Genomic DNA, 24,060 nt, shown 5'->3' on the forward strand with positions numbered 1-24,060 from the left:
GCTGATCCGCTGATCCGTGCCCTGCGGCACGACCGCTCACTTGACGAAAGTATTGAGCTGGATGATCGGCAGCAGCACCGCCAGCACGATCACCATGACGATGCCGCCCATGCCGACGATCAGCAGCGGCTCCAGGATCGTGGCGGTCTGCATCGCGCGGCGCTGCACCTCGGCGCCGAGCTGGGTGGCGGCACGCTGCAGCATCAGCGGCAGCTCGCCGGTCTGCTCGCCCAGGCGAGCGAACATCGCCAGCAGCCCCGGAAAGCGCTTCTTGGCCGCCAGCGCCGAGGCCAGCGGCGCGCCCTCGCGCACCTGCACCAGCGCCTCCATCGCGTCGGCGCGCATCGCGCGGTTGGAGAGCGTCTCGGCCGCGGCCTGCAGCGCCTTCAGGATCGGCACCCCTGAGCCGGCCAGCATCGCCAGCGTGCCGGCGAAGCGCGCCGCGTTGTAGCCGCGCGCCAGCCGCCCGAACAGCGGCAGGCGCAGCACCGCCGCGTCGAGCCGCTCGCGGGTGGCCTCGTTGCGGCGCATCAGCACCAGGGCGGTGCCGGCGCCGATCAGCGCCAGCAGCAGTGCCCAGCCCCACTGGCGCAGGAAGGCGCTGATCGCCAGCATCGCGCTGGTCAGCAGCGGCAGCGCCTTCTTGCTGCCGGCGAAGACCTGCGCGACCTGCGGCACCACATAGGTGACCAGAAAGATGACGATCACGACCGCCACCACCGAGACGATGGCCGGATACAGCGTCGCGCCGATCAGCTTGGCCTTGAGCGCCTGGCGCTCCTCCAGGTCGTCGGCCAGGCGCTCGAGCACCCGGCCGAGCTGGCCGCTCTGCTCGCCGGCGGCCACCACCGCGCGGTAGACCTCGTCGAACTCGCGCGGCGCGCCTGACAGCGCCCGCGCGAAGGGCGAGCCGGCGTTGACCTCGGCGCGCAGGTGCGCGAGCAGCTCGCGCTGACGCGGCTCCTCGGCCTCGTCGGCCAGCGCGGTCAGCGCGCGCTCCAGCGGCAGTCCGGCGGCCACCAGGCCGGCGAGCTGGCGTGTCCAGACCGCCAGCGTGGTCGCGGTGAAGACCCGCCGGCGCAGCAGCGAGGCGCCCGCACCGTTGCCGCTGGCCTCGCTCTCGGAGGTTACCGGGCTGACCTCCAGCGGCACCAGCGACCGCGCGCGCAGCTGCGCGCGCACCGCACGGGCGCTGTCGCCCTCGAGCAGGCCGCTCTGCGTCTTGCCGCTGGCGTCGAGCGCCTCGAATCGGTAGGCAGGCATCAGGCTGGATTCCGGTCAGTCCCGCGTCACCCGCAGCAGCTCTTCCATCGAGGTGATGCCGGCGGCCACCAGGCGTTCGCCGTCCTCGCGCATCGAGCGCAGGCCGGCGGCGCGGGCGGCGGCGATCAGCTCGGACTCGGGCGCGCGTGCATGGATCAGCGCCTGCACCCGCTCATCGACCGTCATCAGCTCGTAGACGCCGGTGCGGCCCTTGTAGCCGCTGTGGCCGCAGTGCTCGCAGCCGACCGGATGCCACAGGCCGTCCTCGCCCTGGCGGCGGCAGTGCGGGCAGAGCTTGCGCACCAGGCGCTGCGCCAGCACGCCCAGCAGCGACGACGACAGCAGGAAGGGCTCGATGCCCATGTCGGTCAGGCGGGTGACGGCGCTGGGCGCGTCGTTGGTGTGCAGCGTGGCCAGCACCAGGTGGCCAGTCAGCGAGGCCTGCACCGCGATCTGCGCCGTCTCGTGGTCGCGGATCTCGCCGATCATGATGACGTCCGGGTCCTGGCGCAGGATGGCGCGCAGCGCCTTGGCGAAGGTCAGGTCGATCTTGGCGTTGACCTGGGTCTGGCCGATGCCGGCGAGCTCGTACTCGACCGGATCCTCGACCGTCAGCACATTGGTGGTCGAGGTGTCGACCTGGCCGAGCGCGGCGTAGAGCGTGGTCGTCTTGCCCGAGCCGGTCGGGCCGGTCACCAGCACGATGCCGTGCGGCTGGGCGATGCGCTGCGAGAAGCGCGCCAGCGTGTCGCCCTGCATGCCGAGGCTGGCCAGCGAGAACTTCGCCTCGCCCTTGTCGAGCAGGCGCAGCACCGCGCGCTCGCCATGCACGCCCGGCAGCGTCGACACCCGCACGTCGATCGCGCGCCCGCCGATGCGCAGCGAGATGCGGCCGTCCTGCGGCAGCCGCTTCTCGGCGATGTCGAGCTCGGCCATGATCTTCAGCCGGCTGATCAGCGCGGCGTGCAGCGCCTTGTTGGGCTGCACCACCTCGCGCAGCGTGCCGTCGACGCGGAAGCGCACCGCCGACGAGCGCTCGTAGGGCTCGATGTGGATGTCGCTGGCGCCGTCCTTGGCCGCCTGGGTCAGCAGCGCGTTGAGCATGCGGATGATCGGCGCGTCATCGGCCGCCTCGAGCAGATCCTCCACGGCGGGCAGGTCCTGCATCATGCGGCTCAGGTCGACCGCGCTCTCGACCTCGCCGATGACCGCCGCGGCGCTGGACTCGCCGCCGGCATAGGCCTGGGCGATGCGCTGGGCCAGACGCTCGGAGGCCTCCAGCTCGACCGCATCGACCGCATGCAGGCGCATGACCTCGGCCAGCGCGGCGCGCGGGGCCTGGGCGTCGGCCCACAGCACCAGGCGCTCGCCGTCGTCCTCGAGCAGCAGGCGCTGCGACTTGGCCCAGGCATAGGGCAGGGGATGGCGCACGGCAGGATTCCTTGGCGGGATCGGGCTTGTCGGGGTCAGGGCAGGGAGCCGTTGGCGGCGGCCGGGGGCCGTGGCGCTGCCGGCGCTGTGGGCGCCGACGGTGTGGCGGCCGGCCGCTCGGGCAGGGCCGGCAGCACCGGCGCGTCGTTGATGTTGCCCAGCGTCGCCGACGGGGTCGGCTGGCTGGTCTGCTGGCGGGCGCGGATCGCCTCGTAGCGGTCCAGCGTCAGTGCGGTGGCGTCGGCCTGGGTGCGCATCACCACCGGGCGCAGGAAGACCAGCAGATTGGTCTTGACCCGCTTGCGCGAGCCCGACTTGAACAGGTTGCCCACCAGCGGCAGCGAGGCCAGGCCCGGCACCCGGTCCTCGCCGTCGCCGAACTCGTCCTTGAGCAGACCGCCCAGCACCATGATCTGGCCGTCGTCGACCACCACGGTGGTCTCGATCGCGCTCTTGTCGGTGGTCGGCCCGCTGGTGGTGCTGGTGCTGACGACGCTGGAGTTTTCCTGATAGACCTGCATGCGCACCGTGCCGTTCTCGCCGATCTGCGGCTTCAGGCGCAGCGTCAGGCCCACGTCCTTGCGCTCGATGGTCTGGAAGGGGTTGGTGGAATTGCTGCTCGAGCCGGTGCCGGTGAAGCTGCCGGTGACGAAGGGCACGTTCTGGCCGATGACGATCTTGGCCTCCTCGTTGTCGAGCGCGACCAGGTTGGGCGTCGACAGCACGTTGGCGCCGGCCTCGGACTCCAGGAAGCGAGCCAGCGCGCCCAGCGTGTAGACGCCGTTGACCGCCTGGATCAGGCCGACGTTCAGGCCGTTGCCCAGCAGGCTCGAGGCGGTGGTGGTCGCGCTCAGCGAGGAGGTCGTCGTCGTCGACAGGTTGACGATGTTGCCGGTCGAGCCGTAGTTGGTGCCGGCCACCAGACCATACTTGTCGCCGTTCTTGCCCAGCAGGCCCTGCCACTGGAAGCCGAACTCGGCGGTCTTGTTCGCGTCGATCTTGACGATCATCGACTCGACATAGACCTGGGCGCGGCGCGCGTCGAGCTGGTCGATGACCGCGCGCAGCTGGCGGTACATCGGCTCCGGTGCGGTGATGATCAGCGCGTTGGTGGCCGGATCGGCCTGGATGAAGCCGCCGGTCGACGGGCTGGCCGCGGCGCTGACCGGGCTGGTCGACTGGGTCGAGGCACCGCTGCTGCCGGTCTGGCCAGCCGTCGTGCCCAGGCCGCCGCCGCTGGCGGCGGTGCCGCTGCCCAGGCCGCCCGCGCCCGACAGGCCGCCGGCGCTGCCGCTTCCGCCCCCGCTGCCGCCGGCGCTGAAGGCCGCGCGCAGCACGGTGGCCAGCCGGGTGGCATCGGCGTTCTTCAGGTAGACGACGCGGATGTTGCCGGTCGCCTCGGCACCGGTGGGCGGCTGGTCCAGCTTGCTGATGACCGAGCGGATGGCCGCCAGCCGCGCGGCATTGGGCGCGCGGATCAGCAGCGCGTTGGTGCGCGGGTCGGCCAGCACCGAGACCGCGCCGCCGGTGGTGGCCGGCGCCGCGCCGGGCGTGCCGCCGGCCGAGCTGTCGGCGAAGCGCTGCACCATCTGCGCGATGTCGGAGGCCACCGCATGCTTGACCGGAACCACCTCGACATCGGTGGCTGCCGGCGTGTCCAGCGCGGCGATGATCTTGGCCAGCCGCTGCAGGTTGTCGGCGTAGTCGGTGATGATCAGCGTGTTGTTGCCCGGGTTGGCGTTGATGGTGTTGTTCGGCGAGATCAGCGGGCGCAGCACCGTCACCAGGTTGTTGACGTTCTCGTGCTTCAGGCTGAAGACCTGGGTCAGGATCTGGTCGCCCGAGCGCACCACCTGACCGACCGAGACGGTGCCGGTCTGCAGCTTGGCCTCGGCCTCGGGGACCACCTTGAGCAGGCCGGAGACCTCGATGACGGTGAAGCCCAGGCCGCGCAGCGCGGACATGAAGTTCAGGAAGGCCTCGCGCTCGGTCAGCGGCTGCTCGCTGTAGAGCGTCATCTGGCCGCGCACCCGCGGGTCGACCACGATCTGGCGCTTGACGATCGCCGCCATCGCCCGCGCGACCGCGTCGATCTCGGCATTGACGAAGTTGACGGTGACCTTCTGGGCGCTGGCGGCGGCCGCGCGGCGGCTGCCCTGCTGGGCCAGCGCGTCGGACGCGGGGGCGAGACCGCCCAGCGCGGTCAGGCCGGCCAGGGCGGCGGCGAGCAGGCGCGGCGGCACGGGAGGGCGGGAGCACGGCTTCATGGTCATCCGATCGAGAGCAGGGACCGCGCGCCCTGGCGCCGTCCGATGATGTTGAGCAGGTTGTCGAGCGCGGGACGCTCGGCCTCGCGGGCGCTGGCCTCGCCGCGCAGGCGCAGGCCACCGGCGCCCCAGCTGCCGGTGGCGCTGAGCTGCAGCGCGCCGTCGAGGGTGTCGAGCCCGATCTGCGCGGTGCCGGCCTGGGCCGCGTCGCTGCGCACCGTCAGGCGGTAGCTGCCCAGGCGGGGCAGCGTGGTCAGGCGCGAGGAGAGGTCGCGCAGCTCCAGCGCCGCGCTGCCTTCCATCGAGAAGCGGCCCCGCGCCCAGGTCAGGCGCAGGTCCTGCGTGCCGAGCTGCAGCGCGCCGCCCGGTCGCATGGTGTTGAACGGCGTGCCCAGGCCGACCAGCCAGGCCGCCGGCCACTGGCCGATGCGCCCGTCCGGGCTGTCGGGCGCGGGCTGAACCCGCACCTCGACCCGACCCAGGCCGGGGCGCACGATCAGCCGGGGCTCGCCGCCCAGGCAGCAGTCATGGCGCAGCGCCAGCTGCGCGGCCAGACCCTCCAGGCTCAGCCGCCAGCCCAGCCGGCCGGGCAGGGCCATGGCCTCGCGGCTGCCGGGGCCGGCGGTCAGCACCAGCACTGCATCGCCCGCCCAGAGCGAGCCGCGGGCGTCGGCCAGCAGCACATGGCCGCGGGTGGCGGCACTGACCGCCTGGGCCAGCCAGGCGGCCGGCGCGACCAGCGGCAGCGTGACCAGCGCGCCGGTCAGCGCACCGGCCACCGCCCAGCGGCGGCTGGAGCGGGCCTGCGCGACCCAGCCGGTGCGCGAGCGCGTCAGCGCCTCGTCGAAGGTCGACAGCGGCCCGGCGCTGGGCTGGTAGGTCGGGCGCCATGGGCGGGCGTGCAGCGGCAGGTCAGGACGGCGGCTCATGCGGTCGCCCTCGTCAGCGCGGCGCGGCCAGCGTCAGCACGACGCTGCCGCTGTAGCCGTTGCCGCTGCGGCCGAGCTGGGCCTCGACCACCCGGGCCCGCGCGGCGCTGCGCACCTCGTCGAGCCAGGCGGCCAGCGCCGCCGGCTCGATGGCGGTGAACTGCACGGTGATGCGCTCGCCGCTGGCCTGCAGCCGCGCGGCAGCGCCCAGCCGCTGGGTGGCCGACTGCAGCGCGGCCTCGGCCTGGGGCGGCGCCACCGGTGGCAGCGCGCGCAGCTCGCTGGCTTCGGCGGCCAGGCGGCGCATCTGGGCGAGCTGCGCATCGACCTCGGCCAGCCGCGCCGGCGCGGTCGACAGGCTGCGCAGCGCCGGCGCGATCGCGGCGCTCCACAGCAGGAAGAGGCCGAGCACCAGCGCGGCGACGCCGATCAGCAGACGCTCCCGCGGGGCCAGCGCCGACCAGCGCTGGCGCAGCGGCGCGAGCTGCTGCATCCAGAGGCCGAGCCGCGGGTCCGACGCCGGGGTGGGGCGGCTCATCGGGGCGCTCCGCCACGGGCCTGGCTGATCTGCACCTGATCGGCGCCGGGCTCGAGCCGCCAGCCGCCGGGCGCCAGCGTGGCGCGCATCTGCTCGAGCAGCTCGGGCGGCAGGCCCTGCACGCCCAGGCGGATCTGGCCCGGCTCGAAGGCCAGGGTCTGCGGCGGGCGGCCCTCGGGCCAGACGCTGGCGGCCACCTGCATCAGCGTTTCCAGGTCGCCGTCGCCGGCGCGGCCGGCGCTGGTTCGCAGCATCTCGTTCTCCCGTTCCATCTGCACCGGCGCATCCAGCACTGCACGTACCTGCGGATGGGTGCGGGTCAGCAGCTGGGTCATTTCCAGCCGGCGGCTGCGGATCTCGCGCTCCTGCAGCCAGGCCCAGGCGTTGAGGCCGATCACCTGCACCAGCACCAGCCCGAGCAGGCCCAGGCGCACCGGCCGCCAGGCCGGGGTCATGAAGCGGCGCCAGCCCTCGCGCAGCTGCGCCAGGCCGCGGTGGCGCGGCGCCAGCTCGAACTGGCGCAGGTTCCAGGGGCTCTGCGCGGCGGCCAGCAGCAGCTCGGCCTGACGGGTGACCTGCACCGGCTGACCGAGCCAGCGCTCGGCGGGTGCGGCCGCGGCCGGCTCGGCGGTCCACAGCGTGTCGCCCGGCAGCGGCTCGGGCAGCAGCGAGCGCGCCAGCGAGCCCGCCACCGGCCAGGTCGACACGCCCTGCGCGTCGGCCCAGCTCAGGCGCGGTCGCGGCGGCTCGTCGGCCGGGTCGACATGGAAGTGGCCGCGCGCCAGCGTATCGGGCCACAGCATCGGCACGATCCGGTCGACCGCACGGCCGCTGGCCTCGATCGCACCGATCTGCGCCACCAGCCAGTCGCGGTCGATCGCGGCCAGCCAGCCGGGCTCGCCGGCCCGCGCGTCGGGCGCGGCGGCCAGGTGCAGCGCGTCGGTCTCGTCGAGCAGCATTTCCTCGGCCAGACCGGCCAGCGCCGCGCGCAGCCGGGCCGGCGGCGCCTTGGGCCAGTCGATGCGGTGGAAGGCCACATCGGCCGGTCCGCAGGCCAGCACCGTGGTGCCGGCCTGGGGCAGCAGCGCGGCGGCGCAGCGGCCTTCGGACTGGACGGTGCGGCCGTCCGGACTCAGCACCCAGCCCAGTTCCTGTGCGGGTGCCGCAGCCGTGCGGGCCTGCGGATGCAGGCGGGGACGGTCGGGCAGTTGGACAACGAGCAGGCTCATGCGGGTTCGGTCAATTCGGGCCGATTGTAGGGCGCGGGGCGGGGGCGGACTGTGACCGGGCGTGGTGTCCGTTTCATGAACAGAGCGGCATTTCCGGCCCGGTTCTGCATCGATCGGTGCGGGCTCGTCGCCTCAGGGCTGCAGCAGGGCCTGCAGTTCGAGCGGATCGGTCAGCCGCCGGGTCGACAGCAGGCGCACCTCGCGGCCCTGGCGCTCGATCAGCGAGCGCTGCGCGATCATCATCGTGTCGAGCCGCAGCGAGCCGGTCACCACGAAATAGGCGCTGTTGACGCTGACCCGGCGTGCGTCGGTGAGCGCGCGCTCGCCCAGCACCCGCTGGACCTCGTCGGGCGAGCGCAGCGGGTCGCGCTGGCGCGACTGCACCAGGCGCTGCGCGCCGGCCAGGTCGATGCCGGGCAGCACCGCGGCGATCACCTCCTTGGGCGCGGTGTTCAGATTGACCGGCGTCTCGCGCGGCAGCAGCACCACATAGGGCCTGAGCGTGCGCACCACCGGCTCGGACAGGCCCAGCCAGCCCAGCTCGTCGACCGAAGGCGGCATCAGCGGCAATGCGGCCGTGCCGGTGGCCGATTCGGCCTCGGCCTCGGTGGCGCCACCGGGCGTGGCGCGGCGCAGCGCCAGCGCCAGCCGCTGCGCGACATCGGCGCCCAGGCCGATGTGCTCGCACAGCCGCGTCAGCGTCTGCAGCTCGGGCGGGCTGATCTTGCCCTGCTGGATCAGGTTGCGCAGGTTGTAGCGCGCCTGCGCATCCTCGATGCGGCCGGACAGGAAGGCGTCGGGCATGCCCTCGCTCATCTGGCGGTCGGCGGCCAGGAAGGTCGACAGGCGCGCCTCGGCCAGCGGCGCAGCCCAGGGCTCGTTGAGGTGGTCGGTGCCGCCGCTGCGGGCGTCCTCGCGCAGGATCATGCGCGACCAGTCCATCGCGCCCTGCAGCAGCCATTGCGCCTGGGTCTGGGTGCGCTCGGCCGCCTCGACCTGCAGTGCGCGCCACTGCTGCCAGAGCATGCCGGCGGCCAGCGTCGCCACCACGGTGACCAGGATCATCGCGGTCAGCAGCGCCGCGCCGCGGGGGCGGGCCGGCAGCGCGCGGCGTCGGGCGGGCAGGGGCGGTCTCATGGGTGGATCAGGCGGATGTCGCGGGTCAGCGTGCCGGCGGCGGTGCCGCCCTCGCCGAACTGCAGCAGCAGGCGCACGCCGTCGGGCAGGGCCTCCTGGTTGACGATGACCGGCGGTGTCGCGCTGTTGTTGCTCGCGCTGGCACCGCCGCCGTCCGGGCTCTGGCCCTCCTGCCGCCCGGGCCGATCAGGCCGATCGGGCCGATCGGGCGTCGGCGGTGCGGGCGGCGGGGCTTCGGCCGCAGGCGGGCTGCCGGCCATGTCGCCGCTGGACTGCGCATTGCTCCAGCTGCTGCTGCTCTGGTGATAGTGATAGAGCTGCCACTGGCTGACCCCGTGCAGCATCGCCAGCGTGCCGGGCTCGCTGCCCAGCAGCTGGTAGCTGCGCATCCAGTGCTCCTGCAGCGCATCCATCGCGGTGACCGCCGGCGAGCTCCAGCGCCACAGCGTGCCGCCGCGCAGCGTCCAGGCCACCACCTGCAGGCCCTCGGGGCGGCGGCGGGTCAGGCGCAGCGTGGCGCCGTCGAAGTTCAGCCCGGGCACGACCTGGGAGTCATGCACCTCGCGCAGGTCGATCTCCCACTGCGACATGACCGACTGCAGGCGCAGCAGCCGCTCCATGTGCGCCTGGGTGATCTCGCGGCTGCGCACCACCGCGTCGACGCCCTGCCAGGCCATCGCGGCCATGACGGCCATGATCGACAGCGCGACCAGCAGCTCGATCAGCGTGAAGCCGCGCGAGCTTGCGCGCGAGCGTGATCCGGGAACGGGAGGGCGCATCGGCATCAGAGCCTCGACATCACGGTGCTGTAGGTCAGCAGGCTCTGGCCGTCGGCATCGAGCATGCGCACGTCGATGCGGCGGAACAGCGGATTGGGCGTCGGTCGCACCGAGACCCGACCGGCATAGCTGCGCCCGAGCTGCTCGCAGCTGAACTCGCTGTCGCCCACCGGGGGCAGCTGGCGCGACAGGCGCAGGTTGGCCAGATGGCTGTCGGCACACCACTGCGCGGCCAGCGTGCCCTCCAGCCGCTCGGCGTTGCCGCTGAGCGCGCCGGCGGCCTTGATGCCCGCGGCCAGCGTCAGCGCGACGATGGTCAGCGCCACCAGCACCTCGACCAGGGTCAGGCCGCGTTCAGCGCCGCGTCGCATCGCCGTCCTCGCTGATCACCGCGAAAGGCGCCAGGCCGTCGCTGCCCAGGCGCACGCTGCGGTCCTCGAGCCGCAGCACCAGCTGCTGTGCCGGAATGACCGGCTCCGGCCCGAGCACCAGCGCACGCTGGCCGGGCGGCAGCTGAACCTCGATGCGGCCGGAGAGCTCGCGCTCGGCCCAGTGCTGCGGCAGGCCGTGCTGCGGGGGCAGGCCCTGGAAATGGAAGTCGGCATCCTCGGCCCGATCGTCCGGGCCGAAGCTGCTGGGTCGGCCCGGCCCGGGCGCCCAGCCGGCCAGCGTGCCCGAGGCGCGGGCCTGCACCCGTGCGGCCTCCAGGATCGCGGCCAGCCGCGAGGCCTCGCGTTCCAGCCGGGTCGAGGCCGGATCCGGCAGCGCCATCGTGACGACCGCACTGGCCAGCGCGACGATGGCGACCACCACCAGCAGCTCCAGCAGCGTGAAGCCGCGCTGGCCGGAGGGGCTCACTGCCAGGAGCCGATGTCGGCGTCCTTGCCTTCGCCGCCTGCCTGGCCGTCCGCGCCGTAGCTGAAGACGTCGATCGGGCCCTTCACGCCCGGATTGGCGTACTGGTAGGCGCGACCCCAGGGGTCGGCCGGCAGCTTGTCCAGATAGGGCTTCCAGTTGCCCGGCACCGGCGCGGCGCTCGGCTTGGCCACCAGCGCCTGCAGGCCCTGCTCGCTGGTCGGGTAGCGCTGGTTGTCGAGCCGGTAGAGCTTGAGCGCCTGCATCAGGTTGTTGACATCGGTGCGGGCGGCGGTGGCGCGGGCATCGTCGGCACGGTCGAGCACGTTGGGCACGACCAGCGCGGCCAGCACGCCGATGATGACCAGCACCACCATCAGCTCGATCAGCGTGAAGCCGCGTGCGGCAGTGCGGGCGAGACGCGAACTTTTCATTCGGGCAATCCTGTCGGGCGATGAGTCGGCGGGGTCGTCGATCATAATCCGGCGCCATGGCAGCACGTTGGACAGCATGGTTGGTGTGGGCCGCCCTGGCGGGCAGCCTGGTCTTCTGGGGCCTGCGCCTGGGCGTGCGTCCGGGCGGTCTGCCGCCGCAGGTGCAGACGGTCGCCACCGACCAGGCGGTGCGGGGCGATGTGCTGCGCATGCTCGGTGCGGTGCCAGTCGCGCCTGTCGGCCAGCCGACCGCTGCGTCCGAAGCTGCGGCGCGCTTTCGCCTGATCGGCGCAGTGGCCCGCAGCGGCGGCGAAGGCTGGGCGACGCTGGCGGTCGACGGTCAGCCGGCGCGCGTGGTGCGCGTCGGTGCCGCGGTGGATGCGCGCTGGGTGCTGCAGTCGGTGAGCGCCCGTCAGGTCACGCTCGGCCCGGCCGGTGCGCCGGCGCAGCTCACGCTCGATCTTCCGCAGCTGCCGCCGCCGGCCACCGGCGTGCCGGGTCAGCAGAGCGCGGCCGCCGCGCCGCCGGCCGGGGTGATGCCCGAGGGCATGCAGCCGGTGCCGCCCATCCAGGTTCCGCCCGACGGCGTGATGCCGGGGCAGCCGCCGATCATCCAGGCGCCGCCCGAGGGGGCCGGCACCGTCAGCGGCGGCGTGGTCGAGCCGCCCATGGTGCGCTGAAGCGCCTCAGCCGCGCACCGGGCGCGGGTCGAAGTCCGATGGCGTGGTCTCGGCGGGCTCGGCCGGCGGCGGCATCGGCTCGACGGTGTCCTCGACCTCGGTGAGCAGTGCGCAGGCGGCGCGCACCAGCGGCCAGCTCAGCGTGGTGCCGGTGCCGTCGATCGACTCCAGGCCCAGCGCCAGCAGCGCTGCGCTCTCGAAGCCGGCCAGCACCACGTCCAGACCGCGGTGATCGGTGCTGCGGCAGAACAGCGCGTAGTCCACCACCGCCGGTGCGATCTGCGAGGCCACCAGCAGCGCGGCGCAGGCGCTCATGCCGTCGACCAGGATCAGCATGCGCCGCTCGGCCGCGCTCAGCATCGCGCCGACCATGACCGCCATCTCGAAGCCGCCGAAGCTGGCCAGCGCCTGCACCGGATCCTCGCTGCCGGGATGGCGGGAGTGGGCGCTGTGCAGCACGGCCAGCACATGGTTGAGCTCGTCCTCGTCCATCCGGGCGCCCGAGCGCACCAGCTCGCGCAGCGGCAGGCCGGTGATGCGCGAGATGACCAGCGCGGCCGAGGCGCCCGAGCCCACGCCGAGCCCGGCGCAGCCCAGCACATTGCCCGGCAGGGCCTTGGCGATCTCCATGCCGGCCCGCAGCGCGGCATTGACCTGGTCGAGCGTCATCGCCGCGGTGACGCGGCCGTTGCGGGTGCCGTGCGCGATCTTGCGCAGCAGCATGCCGGGTCGGGCGGGCATCGCGCTGGCCAGGCCGCAGTCGACGATGTCGAGCGTCATGCCCTGCTGGTGGGCGAACACCGGCAGCGGCACCCGGCAGGCCAGCAGGTCCTCGATCTGCGCGGCGGTGCTGTGGTGCTGCGGCGGATTCAGGTCGACCGCCAGGCCGTGGTCGCCCGCGAACAGCAGCAATTGCGGCTGGCGCAGTCGTGGACGCAGCGTGCCCTGGATCAGCCCCAGGCGCAGCGCCAGCGGCACCAGCTCGCCGAGTCCGCCGGCGGTGGCGACGCGGCGTTCGAGCTTGAAGCGCAGCGCCTCCTCGAGCTGGGGGTGGGCGGTCGGGACGATCAGGGGCCGGGCAGCGGAAGACATCGGAAATCCGGGTTCAGGACAGGGCGACAGACAAGGCGACAGATTGTGTGCGCCAGCCCGTCCGGCCGTGACCCGTGCACCCCGGCGTCCCGCGGCGCTTCAGTGCATTCCGGCGCGTGAATTCAGCGCAGGAACAGCCGGTAGACCGGGTTGTCGGTCTCTTCGGTGAAGGGATAGGCCAGCGTGTCGAGGAATTCGCCGAAGGCCGCCTCGTCGGCCGCCGGCACCTGGATGCCGACCAGGATGCGGCCGTAGTCGGCGCCCTGGTTGCGGTAGTGGAACAGGCTGATGTTCCAGTCCGGGTGCATGCTGGAGAGAAAGCGCATCAGCGCGCCCGGCCGCTCCGGGAACTCGAAGCGGAAGACCCGCTCGTCGCGGGCCAGTTCCGAGCGCCCGCCCACCAGGTGGCGCAGGTGCGTCTTGGCCAGTTCGTCGTGCGTCAGGTCGATCGCGCCGAAGCCCTGGGCCGCGAACAGCGCGCCGATCTCGGCCGACTCGCCGCGCGTCTTCGTGCTCAGGCCGACGAAGATGTGCGCCACGCGCTCGTCGCTGATGCGGTAGTTGAACTCGGTGACGCTGCGCGGGCCGATCAGCTCGCAGAAACGCTTGAACGAGCCGCGCTCCTCGGGGATCGTCACCGCGAACAGGGCCTCGCGCTCCTCGCCGACCTCGGCGCGCTCGGCGACGAAGCGCAGGCGGTCGAAGTTCATGTTGGCGCCGCAGGTGATCGCCACGAAGGTCTTGCCGGTGCAGCCCTCGCGCGCGACGTATTGTTTCAGCGCCGCCACCGACAGCGCGCCCGAGGGCTCCAGGATCGAGCGGGTGTCCTGGAAGACATCCTTCATCGCTGCGCAGACCGCATCGGTGTCCACGACGATGAACTCGTCGACCAGCTCGCGCGCGACGCGGAAGGTCTCCTCGCCGACGAACTTCACCGCGGTGCCGTCGGCGAAGAGGCCGACGTCGTTCAGGCGCACGCGCTGGCCGGCGCGCACCGACTGCAGCATCGCGTCGGAATCGACCGTCTGCACGCCGATGATGCGGATCTCCGGGCGCACCGCCTTGATGTAGGCCGCCACGCCCGAGATCAGGCCGCCGCCGCCGATGGCGACGAAGATCGCGTCGATCGGGCCCTCGTGCTGGCGCAGGATCTCCATGCCGATGGTGCCCTGGCCGGCGATCACGTCCGGGTCGTCGAAGGGATGGACGAAGGTCAGGCCCTCGGCCTCGGCGACCTTCAGCGCGTGGTCGTAGGCGTCGTTGTAGCTGTCGCCGTGCAGTACGACCTCGCCGCCGAGGTGGCGTACCGCGTCGACCTTGACCTGCGGCGTCGTCACCGGCATCACGATGACGGCGCGGCAGCCCAGGCGCTGGCTGCCCAGCGCCACGCCCTGGGCGTGGTTGCCGGCCGAGGCGCAGATGACGCCGCGCGCACGCTGTTCCGGGCTGAGGTGCGCCATCTTGTTGTAGGCGCCGCGCAGCTTGAAGCTGAAGACGGGCTGGTTGTCCTCGCGCTTGAGCAGCACCTGGTTGCCCACTCGGCGCGAGAGCTGGCGTGCCGGCTCCAGCTCGGTCTCGCGCGCGACGTCGTAGACCCGGGCGGTCAGGATGCGCTTCAGGTAGTGGTTCAGCAGGGTCTGGCGATCGTCGGACATGGGCGAGAACAAGGGCAGAGTCGGGCAGAAGCGGCCGCTAGTGTCGCGCAAACCCGGCAGCGGGACGAAAAAAAGCCCGAGGCTTGAGGCCTCGGGCTCAATCCACCTATGGAGGAGGGTGGAGGAGACAACCAGTGCTTGGGAGTGTCCGTCGTTCGAAAAGTTCTAGGGGACAGTCCCGATTGCTTGTTCGAAAGTGTACCAAAGCGATTGCTGCATTGCAACGAGAACTGGAGGCGTCCTGTCCAGGCCCCGCCGGTCCGTGCAGGGCATCGCGGTCGCACGTCACAATCGCTCCCTTTTCTGCGGAGACACGAGCGATGGAGTGCACGATCAACTGGATGCCGGCCTCGGGCATGGCCTTTTCCGCCGAGACCGGCAGCGGCCACCTGCTGATGATGGACGGTGCGCCCGAGGGCGGCGGGCGCAACCTCGCCCCGCGGCCGATGGAGACGATGCTGGCCGGCGCCGGCGCCTGCACTGCCTATGACGTGGTGCTGATCCTCAAGCGCGGCCGCCATGCGGTGCAGGGCTGCCAGGTGAAGATGAGCGCCGACCGCGCCGAGACCGAGCCCAAGGTCTTCACCCGCATCGTCATGAAGTTCGTCGTCAGCGGCGCGAAGCTGCCCGAGGCGGCGGTGAAGCGCGCGGTGCAGATGTCCTACGAGAAATACTGCTCGGCCACTGCGATGCTGGCCAAGACGGCGCAGATCGATCTGGAGGTCGAGATCGTCGACACGGCGTTGCCGGCGGCTTGAGTCCGACTGATCGGCTTCAGATGCGGTGCGCAGTGGCGGTCATGACCTTGGCGGCCGCGCGCATCAGCCAGCGCGCCGGCAGCGGCGGACGGATCCCGCCGGCGGCCTGCGCGGCTTCGGCGTGACGGATCTCGTCGTCGCGCATCTGCGCGACGATCGCCCGCGAGGCGTGATCGCCGACGGGCAGGCGCTGCAGGTGGCCGTCGAGATGCTGCTCGACCTGGCGCTCGGTCTCGATGACGAAGCCCAGGCTGGCACGGTCGCCCAGGCGCGCCGCGCCCCAGCCGATCGCGAACGCGCCGGCATACCAGAGCGGATTGAGCAGCGAGGGCCGGTCGCCGAGCTCCTTCAGGCGCTGTTCGGTCCAGGCCAGGTGGTCGGTCTCCTCGCGCGAGGCTTCTTCGAGCTGCTCGCGCAGCCGCTCGTCGCGGGTGGCCAGCGCCTGTGCGGTGTAGAGCGCCTGCGCGCAGACCTCGCCGACATGGTTGACCCGCATCAGCGCGCCCGAGAGCCGGCGCTCGGCCTCGTCCAGCTCAGGCGTCTCGGCCGCGACCTGAGCGTCGGGCCGCGGCGTCGGCCGGCTGGCGTGGTGGTGGCTCCAGACGGTGCGCAGGCTCTGGTCCATGACCGACACCAGGCGGTCGATCGGCGAAAAGGTGATCTTCATGGCGCTCGCAGTGTAGTGGGGCGCCAATGACGGATTGCGACAGATGCGGGCGTTTCCACGGCACTTGCTGCGCTGTTGCGTGACAGTCGCGAGGCACTTGCGACTTGTCAGTGTCACGAAAGCCCCGCTTGTTGTGTTGCAGCAACGGCCAATTCCCGCTCGGTGTTGTCTCGCTTGGCAATGCAAGAACGGCTCTGGTGCAATACCGTCAGCTTCCGATGAGGAGGTCGGCCTGGCCCGGGCAGTGTCGTGTGACGACACCTCGTGCTGCAGGACCCTCTAGTTCAACCTAGGAGATATTTGCATGAAGAAGTCTCTGCTCGCTCTCGCCGTCCTGGGCGCTTTCGCCGGTGCCGCTTCGGCCCAGTCGTCGGTCACGCTGTACGGCAAGCTGGATCTGGGCTTCGCCAAGACCGCCGGCTCGGCTGACAAGCAAGTCCGTGACGGTTCGGGCAGCCGCGTCGGCTTCCGTGGCGTCGAGGACCTGGGTGGCGGTCTGAAGGCCATGTTCCAGTTCGAGCACCGCTTCAACCCGGACACCGGTGACCAGGCTGCCACGCTGTTCTGGCAAGGCGTCTCGACCGTCGGTCTGGGCGGATCGTTCGGCACCGTGAACCTGGGCCGCCAGTACACCGCTGCCTTCTCGCTGGCCACCAACGTCATCGACCCGTTCGGTGGTGATACCGTCGCCGGCCTGCGTGGCGAATCGCTGACCAAGTCGGTCGGCCGCCTGCGCACCGAGAACTCGGTCCGCTACGACGGCGCCTTCGGTGGCCTGAAGGTCGCTGCCGACATCGCCGAGACCCCGGCTGGTGGCGTGGATCGTCCGTACTCGGTCGCTGCCCAGTACGCTGCCGGCCCGTTCATGGTCGCCGCTTCGTACGACAACCCGACCGGCGCCAACGACAACCTGGCCACCCTGGGCGGTTCGTACGCCTTCGGCCCGGCCAAGGTCTCGCTGGGCATCGGCCGTGGCGACAACAACAGCAACGTGCGCGTCAAGCAGGCTCTGGCCGGCGTGACCGTCAATGTCGGCGCCGCTGGCCAGGTCCTGGCTGGCTACGCTCAGCAGGAAGTCGGCACCGCTGACGCGACCAAGAAGGTCTCGCTGGGCTATCGCCACAACCTGTCGAAGCGCACCCAGCTGTACACCGACGTTACCCGCGTCAACGATCTGCTGAGCAAGACCGAGAAGACCGGTTACGACTTCGGCGTGATCCACACCTTCTGATGTCCGGCCTGCGTCCTGCAGGCTTGAAGATCGAAGATGCGCAAAAGGCCACCCTCGGGTGGCCTTTTGCCTTTTGTCATGGGTAGACGGACTGATACCTTGCTGTTCCATGGCGCCTCTCTCCATGACCTCCTTCCTTTCCCAGTGCGGGCTCGCGCTAGCGGGCAGCTTCGTGCTGGCGGGTTGCGCCGGGCTGCCTGCCGCGGTCGATCGCTCCAGCCTGCCGGATGATCCGCAGTCGCCGGCGGTGTCGGTCGATGCCGGGGGCGTGCAACGCCTGCCGGGCAAGCGCGAGACGTTCTATCGCCCGGCCCAGCGGCTCGGTCAACCCTGCCTGCACGCGCGTGCCGAGCGCTCGGCCAGCCTGTGGCGGATGCGGCTGCAGGCGCCGCGCACCGAGGCCCGCCTGCTGCGCTTTTCCTGGTGGGCCGCCGATCTGGATGAGCGCGCCACGGTGGCGCAGGCCGACAGCGACGATGCGGTGGCCCGGGTGGTGCTGGCCTTCGACGGCGACCTGTCGCGCCTGAACGCGCGCAACCGCATGCTCTTCGACCTGGCACACACCCTGACCGGCGAGATGCCGCCCTATGCCACGCTGATGTATGTGTGGGATGCCCAGGCGCCGGTCGGCAGCGTCATCGTCAGCAGCCGCAGCGACCGCATCCGCAAGATCGTCGTCGAGTCCGGTCGCGGCCAGCTCAATGGCTGGCGCCACTACGAGCGGGATGTGCGCGCCGACTTCGAGCGCGCCTTCGGCGAACCGTCGGGTCCGCTGACCAGCCTGGCCTACATGACCGATGCCGACAACACCCAGGGCCGCGCCGAGGCCTGCTACGGGCCGGCGCGGCTTTTCTGAGCATCGAGCCGGCGCCTCGCCTCGACATCCATGCCCCTTCTGTCACTGTGGTGACGAGATGTGAGGCGGTGCACTCGGGATCTTCCAGACTGCACGTCCGGCTGGCCAGAGCCAAGAATGGCGCTGTCTCACCTTGCTGACGGAGTCCCCATGAAGAAGACCCTCCTGTTCGCCGCAGCGGCCGCGGCCGTGCACGGCGGCGCGCTGGCCCAGACGCCTGCGGCACCGAGCGCGGTGTCGATCTACGGCATCGTCGATCTGGCGCTGCGCCACACCACCAACGATGGCGCGACCGCCGCCACCCGGGGCGATTCCCAGAGCCAGGTGACCGCCGGCATGTCGCAGAGCCGGCTGGGTCTGAACATTTCCGAGGATCTCGGTGGTGGCCTGCGCGCGCTGGGCAACCTCGAGCACCGCTTCAATGCCGACGAGGGTACACAGGCGGCGACCGACTTCTGGCGCCAGTCCTGGGTCGGCCTGCAGGGCGGATTCGGCCGCATCACCGTGGGTCGTCAGTACAACGTGCTGTTCGATGTCTTCACCTCGACCTACGCGTCCTTCCGCTACTCGCCCTACATCGAGGCCTTCAAGCCGGAGATCGGCTTCTCGCTGGGCGCGCGCAACAGCAACATGGTCAAGTACCTGGTCGAAAGCGGTCCGTGGCGCGCAGCGGTCCAGGCCAGCGTGTCCGAGGGTGCGGCCACCGGCGGCAAGTCGAGCGGGGGCTATGTGCGCTATGCCAGCGGCGGCTTCGCGGCCGGTGGTGCCTATCTGGCGCTGCGCGACGGCGCGGCGCGCAAGAGCGAGGTCATGACCCTGGGCGGCTCCTACAACAGTGGTCCGTGGAGCACTTCGCTCGGTCTGGCGCGCAACAAGTTCGAGAGCGGCTTCAATCCGCTGATCATCGCCTCGCTGCTGGGCAATGGCGGCACCAACGGCACCTTCGCGCTGGGCAATGTCGAGCACCGCGACATGCTGTCGGTCGGCGCCGGCTACCAGCTCACGCCGCAGCTCAATCTGGGCGCGCATTACTGGCATGCACGCCAGACCGGTCGCACCACCGCGGGTGACGGCAAGGCCGATTTCTATGCGGTGGTGGCCGACTACGCCTTCTCGAAGCGCACCGATGTCTATCTGGAGATCGACCGCACCCGCTTCCGCGACAGCCTGACCTTCGCCAACGGCGCGACCAGCCGGGTCGGCACGATGATGGGCGTGCGCCACCGCTTCTGAGCGGCCCGTGGCTTCAGCGTGCGGCGCCGGGCTGTGCCGGCGCTGAGGCCGGCGTGGGCGAGGCCGTGACTGCTTCGCGGGGCAGGGTCAGCGGCCCTTTCTGGCCACATCCCGTCACCAGCAGGAGGGTGCAGGCCAGCGCTACACTCGTTTTCAGCAGACCTTGCAACATGAAGACGATTCTAGCCTGAGCACCATGACCCCTCCGGACACCTCCGACCGCAGCACGCCCTCCGGCCTCGCCGATGCCGAGTACCTTCGCCTGGCCCATGCGGCGCTGGCGGCGATCGAGACCACGATCGATCGCTGGCTCGACGAGGACCTCATCGACATCGACACCCACCGCACTGGCGGCCTGCTGGAGCTGAGCTTTCCCGGCGGCAGCAAGATCATCCTGAACACCCAGCCGCCGCTGCACGAGATCTGGATGGCCGCGCGTGCCGGCGGCTATCACTACCGCTGGGTCGACGGTGCCTGGCGCGACACCCGCAGCGGCGAGGAGTTCTTCGCCGCGCTGTCGGCGCAGGCCAGCGCCCAGGGCGGCCGGGCGCTGCGCTTCGAGGCGCCGGCGGCCTGAACGCCGGCCGCCGGCTCACTGGGGTGCGCTGGCGCCGCTCTCGTCGGAGCGGAACAGGTCGAGAATGCCCTTGCGCTCTTCCTCGCCTGTGCGTGGCTGGCCCTCGTCGAGGCCCAGCGAGCGTACGCCGCCGCCCTGCGCGTTCTCGGTGTAGTACCACTCGCCGCCGACCTGCGTCACGCCATCGGGCGGGGTGTACTCGACCACCGGCGCCCCGCGCAGCGCGTGGCTCATGTAGTCGATCCAGACCGGCAGGGCCAGGCCGCCGCCGGTCTCGCGTGCGCCCAGCGAGCGCGGCTTGTCGTAGCCGATCCACACCACCGCGACCCGCGACGCGCTGAAGCCGGTGAACCAGGCATCCTGCGAATCGTTGGTGGTGCCGGTCTTGCCGTACAGGTCCGGCCGCTTGAGCCGCGCCTGCGCGCTGGCGGCGGTGCCGCTGCGGGTGATTTCCTGCAGCAGGCTGTTGGTCATGAAGGCATTGCGCTCGGGGATGACCCGCAGGCGCTCGTCATGGGCGGCGGGCACGCGGGCCTGGGCGAGCACCTGGCCGCGCGCATCGGTGATGCGGGTGATCAGCACCGGATCGACCCGCATGCCGCTGTTGGCGAAGACCGCATAGGCGTCGGCCATCTCCATCGGCGTGACCGAGCCGGCGCCCAGCGCCATCGTCAGGTAGGCGGGATGCTTGTCGGCCTCGAAGCCGAACTTCGTCACCCACTGCTGCGCGTAGCTCGGACCGATCGACTTGAGGATGCGGATCGAGACCATGTTCTTCGACTTGGCCAGCGCGCGACGCATCGACATCGGGCCGTCGAACTGGCCGTCGTAGTTCTTCGGCTCCCAGGGCTGGCTGCCGGTGGTGCCGGCGTCGAAGAACAGCGGCGCGTCGTTGATGACGGTCGCTGGCGAAAAGCCCTTTTCCAGCGCCGCCGAGTAGACGAAGGGCTTGAAGCTCGAGCCCGGCTGGCGCCAGGCCTGGGTCACATGATTGAACTTGTTCTTGGCGTAGTCGAAGCCGCCGACCATCGCGCGGATGTGGCCGGTGCGCGGGTCCAGCGCGACGAATGCGCCCTCGACCTCGGGCTGGCTGACGATGCTCCAGTCGCCGGCGCTGCCTGACTTCATGACCCGGATGATCGCACCGCGCCGCACGCGCTGCGCCGGTGGTGCCTGTTCGCCGAGCGCCGAGGCCGCCAGCTTCAGGCCAGCGCCGCTGATCGTGATGGTCTCGCCGTTCTGCAGCATCGCGCTGACTTTGCGCGGCGAGGCCACGGTCACGATGGCCGCGCGCACGTCGTCGTAGTCGGGATGGTCCTCCAGCGCCTCGGCGATGCGCACGTCCAGGCCGGTGTCGGTCACCGGCAGCTCGACGAAGCCGATCGGGCCGCGGTAGGCACGGCGCTGCTCGTAGTTCAGCAGCCCGCGGCGCAGCGCGCGGTAGGCCTGCATCTGCTCGCCGGCATCGAGCGAGAGCTCGACCGTCAGGCCGCGGGTGTAGGCCTCTTCGCCATACTGGGCGAAGATCAGCTGGCGTGCGGCCTCGACCGCGTACTCGGCATGAATGTCACTGCCGCGCGGGCTGGGATAGCTCAGCTCCTGAGCCAGCGCTTCGTCGCGCTGGGCCTCGGTGATGAAGCCGTTCTCGACCATTCGTTCCAGGATGTAACGCTGGCGCACGGTCGCGCGCTTGCGGTTGCGGATCGGGTTGTAGGCCGACGGCGCCTTGGGCAGGCCGGCGAGCATCGCGGCTTCCGCCACCGTGATGTCCTTCAGGGGCTTGCCGAAGTAGATCTCGCTGGCCGCCGCGAAGCCGTAGGCGCGCTGACCCAGGAAGATCTGGTTCATGTAGACCTCGAGGATCTTGCGCTTGCTCAGCTGGCTCTCGATCTTCAGCGACAGCAGGATCTCGTAGATCTTGCGGGTGAAGGTCTTCTCGGTCGACAGATAGAAGTTGCGTGCCACCTGCATCGTGATCGTCGAGGCGCCCTGGCTGCGCGAGTCGCGCAGGTTCTCGACCGCCGCGCGCAGGATGCCCTTGTAGTCGATGCCGCCGTGCTCGTAGAAGCGCGCGTCCTCGATGGCCAGCACCGCGTCCTGCATCACCTTCGGAATCTGCTCGATCGGCAGGTAGCTGCGGCGCTCCTCGCCGTACTCGCCCAGCATCACGCCGTCGGAGGAGATGACCCGCATCGGCAGCTTGGGCCGGTAGTCGACCAGGGAGTTGATCTCCGGCAGGTTCGGGTAGGCCATCGCCAGCGCGATGCCCAGCAGCAGCGTGCCCGTCAGCAGCAGGGCCAGCGGCAGGCCGACGATCCAGCCCAGGGTTCGCAGCACCTTCCGGGCGCCGGTCGCCGTCCCGGCCGGACTCGGCGTGTTCGGGGAAGTGCCTTTATCGCTCATGGACTCTCGGGACAGGGGGCCGCCGGATGGCAGGCCGATCGCGGCGGATTATAGGAACTGGTCACGAACCGCGAGATACGTTTGTAACGGCGGGCGAGCCCCCCCTTGCCCGGGCTCCTGTATCGTGATCGCATGACAAGCTTTGCCTTGCGCGGCCAGTTGACGGGTTTGCAACATCCTCGGAATGCGAAAGCCGGGATATCCTTGGGCCCTCAATGCCTTTGTTGATAGCATTGAAGTGATTTGTTAACAGTCCGGCGCGTTTTCGGACGTGCATTGGGGAATTGCGTGGGCTTTCTTGACCTCCTGCTGGGCCGTCGTCATGCGTCCCTGATCGGGCTGGACATCAACTCGTCCGGCGCCAAGCTGGTCGAACTCGGTCAGACCGCCTCCGGGGAGTACATCGTCGAGCGCTTCGCCAGCGAGAACTTCGAGAAGGGCTGGATCAACGACGGCACCATCGAGAAGTTCGACGAGGTGGCCGAGGCGGTGCAGCGGCTGGTGCAGCGCAGCGGCACCCGCACCAAGCAGGTCGCGATGGCGATGCCGCAGTCGGCGGTCATCACCAAGAAGATCGTGCTGCCGGGCGGGCTGACCGAGGAGGAGATGGAGCTGCAGGTCGAGGCCGAGGCCCACCAGTACATTCCGTTCCCGCTCGACGATGTCAGCCTCGACTTCTGCGTCATCGGTCCCAGCACCGAGCAGGTCGGCGATGTCGAGGTGATGCTGGCGGCCTCGCGCAAGGACCGCATCCAGGACCGCCAGGGCCTGGCCGAGTCGGCCGGACTGAAGCTGGTGGTGCTCGACATCGAGTCCAACGCCTCGCGGCTGGCGATGAGCCGCGTCGTCGAGGCCCTGCCCAACCAGGGCCGCGACGTGCTGGTGGCGCTGTTCGAGATCGGGGCCGACTCGACCAGCCTGAAGGTGCTGCGCGACGACGACATCCTCTACGACCGCGACCAGACCTTCGGCAGCGCGCAGCTCACGCAGCTGATCGTGCGCCAGTACGGCCTGACCTTCGACGAGGCCGAGCAGCGCCGCGCCAACGGCGACCTGCCCGAGGACTACGAGTCGACGCTGCTGGCGCCCTTCATCGACAGCCTGGCGCAGGAGATCGGCCGCGCGCTGCAGTACTTCTTCACCAGCACGCCGCACCACAAGGTCCACTACGTGATGCTGTCGGGCAACTCGGCGACGCTGCCCGGCCTGAAGGAGCGGGTGACCGAGTTCACCGGCTTCGCCACCCAGATCGTCAGCCCGTTCAACGGCATGCGCATCGGCTCCGCGGTGCGCGAGAGCAAGCTGCGCCGCGAGGCGCCGTCCTACCTGACCGCCTGCGGCCTGGCGATGCGGAGATTCCTCCAATGATCCTGATCAACCTCCTCCCGCATCGGGAAGAGAAGCGGCGCCGACGCCGCCAGGCCTTCTTCGTGGGCCTGGGCGCGGCGGCGCTCGCGGGCGCGGCCATCGCGCTGGGCTGGAACGCGGTGCTGGGCGAGCTCACCGCGCAGCAGAACTCGCGCAACACCTTCCTGCAGTCCGAGATCCAGCGGCTCGAGAACCAGATCAAGGACATCGCGTCGCTCAAGACCGAGATCGAGGCCTTGAAGGCCCGCCAGCAGGTGGTCGAGAACTTCCAGATCGACCGCAACATGCCGGTGCACCTGCTCAACGAGCTGGCCGCGCAGACGCCCGAGGGCATGTACCTGACCACGGTGCGCCAGGACGGCCAGAGCATCGCGGTGACCGCGGTGGCGCAGACCAACGAGCGGGTGTCGGAGTTCCTGCGCAACACCGCGCGCAGCTCGACCTGGCTGGAAAAGCCCGAGCTGGTCGAGATCAAGGCCGCGCCGGTCTCGACGGTGCGCGATGCCAAGCGGCTCTACGACGTCTCGGTGCGGCTGACGCTGCGCCGTCCGCAGGATCTCGAGCCGGCAGCGCCGCTGCCGGGTGCTGCGGCTTCCCGTGCCGGGCAGCCGGCGGCCGCAGCAGCCTCCCGCCAGGGCTGACGGGCGCCATCGCACCGGCATCACCATGGCTCCTCCC

Annotated in this window: 24 protein-coding genes; 8 read left to right on the top strand and 16 right to left on the bottom strand. The window is 70.9% G+C overall.

Annotated features, from left to right (window positions below):
• Window positions 1-36 precede the first annotated feature (36 nt).
• The 11 genes from gspF to gspG form a co-directional block, all read right to left on the bottom strand.
• Complete coding sequence (gene gspF, locus BW996_RS15625) at window positions 37-1,263, bottom strand: type II secretion system inner membrane protein GspF (RefSeq protein ID WP_037484444.1); 1,227 nt, start codon at window positions 1,261-1,263, stop codon at window positions 37-39.
• Between the two features lie 15 nt (window positions 1,264-1,278).
• Window positions 1,279-2,733: a type II secretion system ATPase GspE gene (gene gspE / locus BW996_RS15630; RefSeq protein WP_375131990.1), complete on the bottom strand. Its 1,455-nt coding sequence runs from the start codon at window positions 2,731-2,733 to the stop codon at window positions 1,279-1,281.
• On the bottom strand, window positions 2,730-4,961 hold the full coding sequence (gene gspD, locus BW996_RS15635; protein ID WP_241462038.1) for a type II secretion system secretin GspD: 2,232 nt from the start codon (window positions 4,959-4,961) through the stop codon (window positions 2,730-2,732). Before gspD ends, gspE begins: the two co-directional genes overlap by 4 nt.
• Before the next feature lie 2 nt (window positions 4,962-4,963).
• Window positions 4,964-5,890 (bottom strand): type II secretion system protein N, encoded by a 927-nt coding sequence (gene gspN / locus BW996_RS15640; RefSeq protein WP_081838252.1) that lies wholly within the window; start codon window positions 5,888-5,890, stop codon window positions 4,964-4,966.
• Window positions 5,891-5,903: 13 nt separating this feature from the next.
• Window positions 5,904-6,428, bottom strand: coding sequence for a type II secretion system protein M (locus BW996_RS15645; RefSeq protein ID WP_241462039.1), 525 nt, complete (start codon window positions 6,426-6,428; stop codon window positions 5,904-5,906).
• Window positions 6,425-7,657, bottom strand: coding sequence for a type II secretion system protein GspL (gspL, locus tag BW996_RS15650; protein WP_037484449.1), 1,233 nt, complete (start codon window positions 7,655-7,657; stop codon window positions 6,425-6,427). Before gspL ends, BW996_RS15645 begins: the two co-directional genes overlap by 4 nt.
• Before the next feature lie 132 nt (window positions 7,658-7,789).
• Window positions 7,790-8,794, bottom strand: coding sequence for a type II secretion system minor pseudopilin GspK (gene gspK / locus BW996_RS15655; protein ID WP_051632171.1), 1,005 nt, complete (start codon window positions 8,792-8,794; stop codon window positions 7,790-7,792).
• Window positions 8,791-9,579 carry a PulJ/GspJ family protein gene (locus BW996_RS15660; RefSeq protein WP_076459002.1) on the bottom strand — a complete coding sequence of 263 codons (789 nt, stop codon included), beginning with the start codon at window positions 9,577-9,579 and terminating at the stop codon, window positions 8,791-8,793. Before BW996_RS15660 ends, gspK begins: the two co-directional genes overlap by 4 nt.
• Window positions 9,579-9,944: a type II secretion system minor pseudopilin GspI gene (gspI, locus tag BW996_RS15665; RefSeq protein ID WP_037481013.1), complete on the bottom strand. Its 366-nt coding sequence runs from the start codon at window positions 9,942-9,944 to the stop codon at window positions 9,579-9,581. The genes BW996_RS15660 and gspI overlap by 1 nt, the downstream gene beginning before the upstream one ends.
• Entirely contained in the window at window positions 9,928-10,431 is a 504-nt protein-coding gene (locus BW996_RS15670; protein ID WP_051631833.1) for a pilus assembly FimT family protein, read from the bottom strand. The genes gspI and BW996_RS15670 overlap by 17 nt, the downstream gene beginning before the upstream one ends.
• On the bottom strand, window positions 10,428-10,862 hold the full coding sequence (gspG, locus tag BW996_RS15675; RefSeq protein WP_037481015.1) for a type II secretion system major pseudopilin GspG: 435 nt from the start codon (window positions 10,860-10,862) through the stop codon (window positions 10,428-10,430). Before gspG ends, BW996_RS15670 begins: the two co-directional genes overlap by 4 nt.
• Window positions 10,863-10,942: 80 nt before the next feature.
• Here gspG and BW996_RS15680 point away from each other — a divergent pair, with 80 nt between their 5' ends.
• Window positions 10,943-11,542, top strand: a complete 600-nt coding sequence (locus BW996_RS15680) for a hypothetical protein (protein ID WP_051631834.1) — start codon at window positions 10,943-10,945, stop codon at window positions 11,540-11,542.
• 6 nt (window positions 11,543-11,548) lie between these two features.
• On the opposite strand, the gene BW996_RS15685 is transcribed toward BW996_RS15680, so the two are convergent.
• A complete protein-coding gene (locus tag BW996_RS15685) occupies window positions 11,549-12,634 on the bottom strand; it encodes a nicotinate-nucleotide--dimethylbenzimidazole phosphoribosyltransferase (RefSeq protein ID WP_051631835.1) in 1,086 nt (361 codons plus the stop codon).
• A gap of 122 nt (window positions 12,635-12,756) precedes the next feature.
• Window positions 12,757-14,289 carry a threonine ammonia-lyase, biosynthetic gene (gene ilvA, locus BW996_RS15690; RefSeq protein WP_037481017.1) on the bottom strand — a complete coding sequence of 511 codons (1,533 nt, stop codon included), beginning with the start codon at window positions 14,287-14,289 and terminating at the stop codon, window positions 12,757-12,759.
• A 320-nt stretch (window positions 14,290-14,609) separates the two neighbouring features.
• Between ilvA and BW996_RS15695 the strand changes: the two genes are divergently transcribed.
• Complete coding sequence (locus tag BW996_RS15695) at window positions 14,610-15,047, top strand: OsmC family protein (protein ID WP_037481019.1); 438 nt, start codon at window positions 14,610-14,612, stop codon at window positions 15,045-15,047.
• 16 nt (window positions 15,048-15,063) lie between these two features.
• Here BW996_RS15695 and coq7 read toward each other — a convergent pair whose 3' ends face one another.
• On the bottom strand, window positions 15,064-15,714 hold the full coding sequence (gene coq7, locus BW996_RS15700) for a 2-polyprenyl-3-methyl-6-methoxy-1,4-benzoquinone monooxygenase (RefSeq protein WP_037481021.1): 651 nt from the start codon (window positions 15,712-15,714) through the stop codon (window positions 15,064-15,066).
• A 304-nt stretch (window positions 15,715-16,018) separates the two neighbouring features.
• On the opposite strand from coq7, the gene BW996_RS15705 reads away from it, so the two are divergent.
• The 3 genes from BW996_RS15705 (at window position 16,019) to BW996_RS15715 (ending at window position 19,034) form a co-directional block, all read left to right on the top strand.
• Window positions 16,019-16,945, top strand: coding sequence for a porin (locus BW996_RS15705; RefSeq protein ID WP_051631836.1), 927 nt, complete (start codon window positions 16,019-16,021; stop codon window positions 16,943-16,945).
• Between the two features lie 124 nt (window positions 16,946-17,069).
• Window positions 17,070-17,801 (top strand): DUF3047 domain-containing protein, encoded by a 732-nt coding sequence (locus BW996_RS15710; RefSeq protein WP_037481023.1) that lies wholly within the window; start codon window positions 17,070-17,072, stop codon window positions 17,799-17,801.
• A 150-nt stretch (window positions 17,802-17,951) separates the two neighbouring features.
• Entirely contained in the window at window positions 17,952-19,034 is a 1,083-nt protein-coding gene (locus tag BW996_RS15715) for a porin (protein ID WP_037481025.1), read from the top strand.
• A gap of 13 nt (window positions 19,035-19,047) precedes the next feature.
• Here BW996_RS15715 and lptM read toward each other — a convergent pair whose 3' ends face one another.
• Window positions 19,048-19,305 (bottom strand): LPS translocon maturation chaperone LptM, encoded by a 258-nt coding sequence (lptM, locus tag BW996_RS22540; protein ID WP_081838066.1) that lies wholly within the window; start codon window positions 19,303-19,305, stop codon window positions 19,048-19,050.
• On the opposite strand from lptM, the gene cyaY reads away from it, so the two are divergent.
• Window positions 19,231-19,611, top strand: a complete 381-nt coding sequence (cyaY, locus tag BW996_RS15725; RefSeq protein ID WP_051631837.1) for an iron donor protein CyaY — start codon at window positions 19,231-19,233, stop codon at window positions 19,609-19,611. The two genes, lptM and cyaY, sit on opposite strands and share 75 nt — an antisense overlap.
• Before the next feature lie 15 nt (window positions 19,612-19,626).
• On the opposite strand, the gene BW996_RS15730 is transcribed toward cyaY, so the two are convergent.
• Entirely contained in the window at window positions 19,627-22,014 is a 2,388-nt protein-coding gene (locus BW996_RS15730) for a penicillin-binding protein 1A (protein ID WP_051631838.1), read from the bottom strand.
• Window positions 22,015-22,302: 288 nt separating this feature from the next.
• Here BW996_RS15730 and BW996_RS15735 point away from each other — a divergent pair, with 288 nt between their 5' ends.
• Window positions 22,303-23,382, top strand: coding sequence for a pilus assembly protein PilM (locus BW996_RS15735; protein WP_051631839.1), 1,080 nt, complete (start codon window positions 22,303-22,305; stop codon window positions 23,380-23,382).
• Window positions 23,379-24,023, top strand: coding sequence for a PilN domain-containing protein (locus BW996_RS15740; RefSeq protein ID WP_037481029.1), 645 nt, complete (start codon window positions 23,379-23,381; stop codon window positions 24,021-24,023). Before BW996_RS15735 ends, BW996_RS15740 begins: the two co-directional genes overlap by 4 nt.
• Window positions 24,024-24,060 lie beyond the last annotated feature (37 nt).

It is taken from the genome of Sphaerotilus natans, from assembly GCF_900156335.1.
GTDB lineage: Bacteria > Pseudomonadota > Gammaproteobacteria > Burkholderiales > Burkholderiaceae_C > Sphaerotilus > Sphaerotilus natans.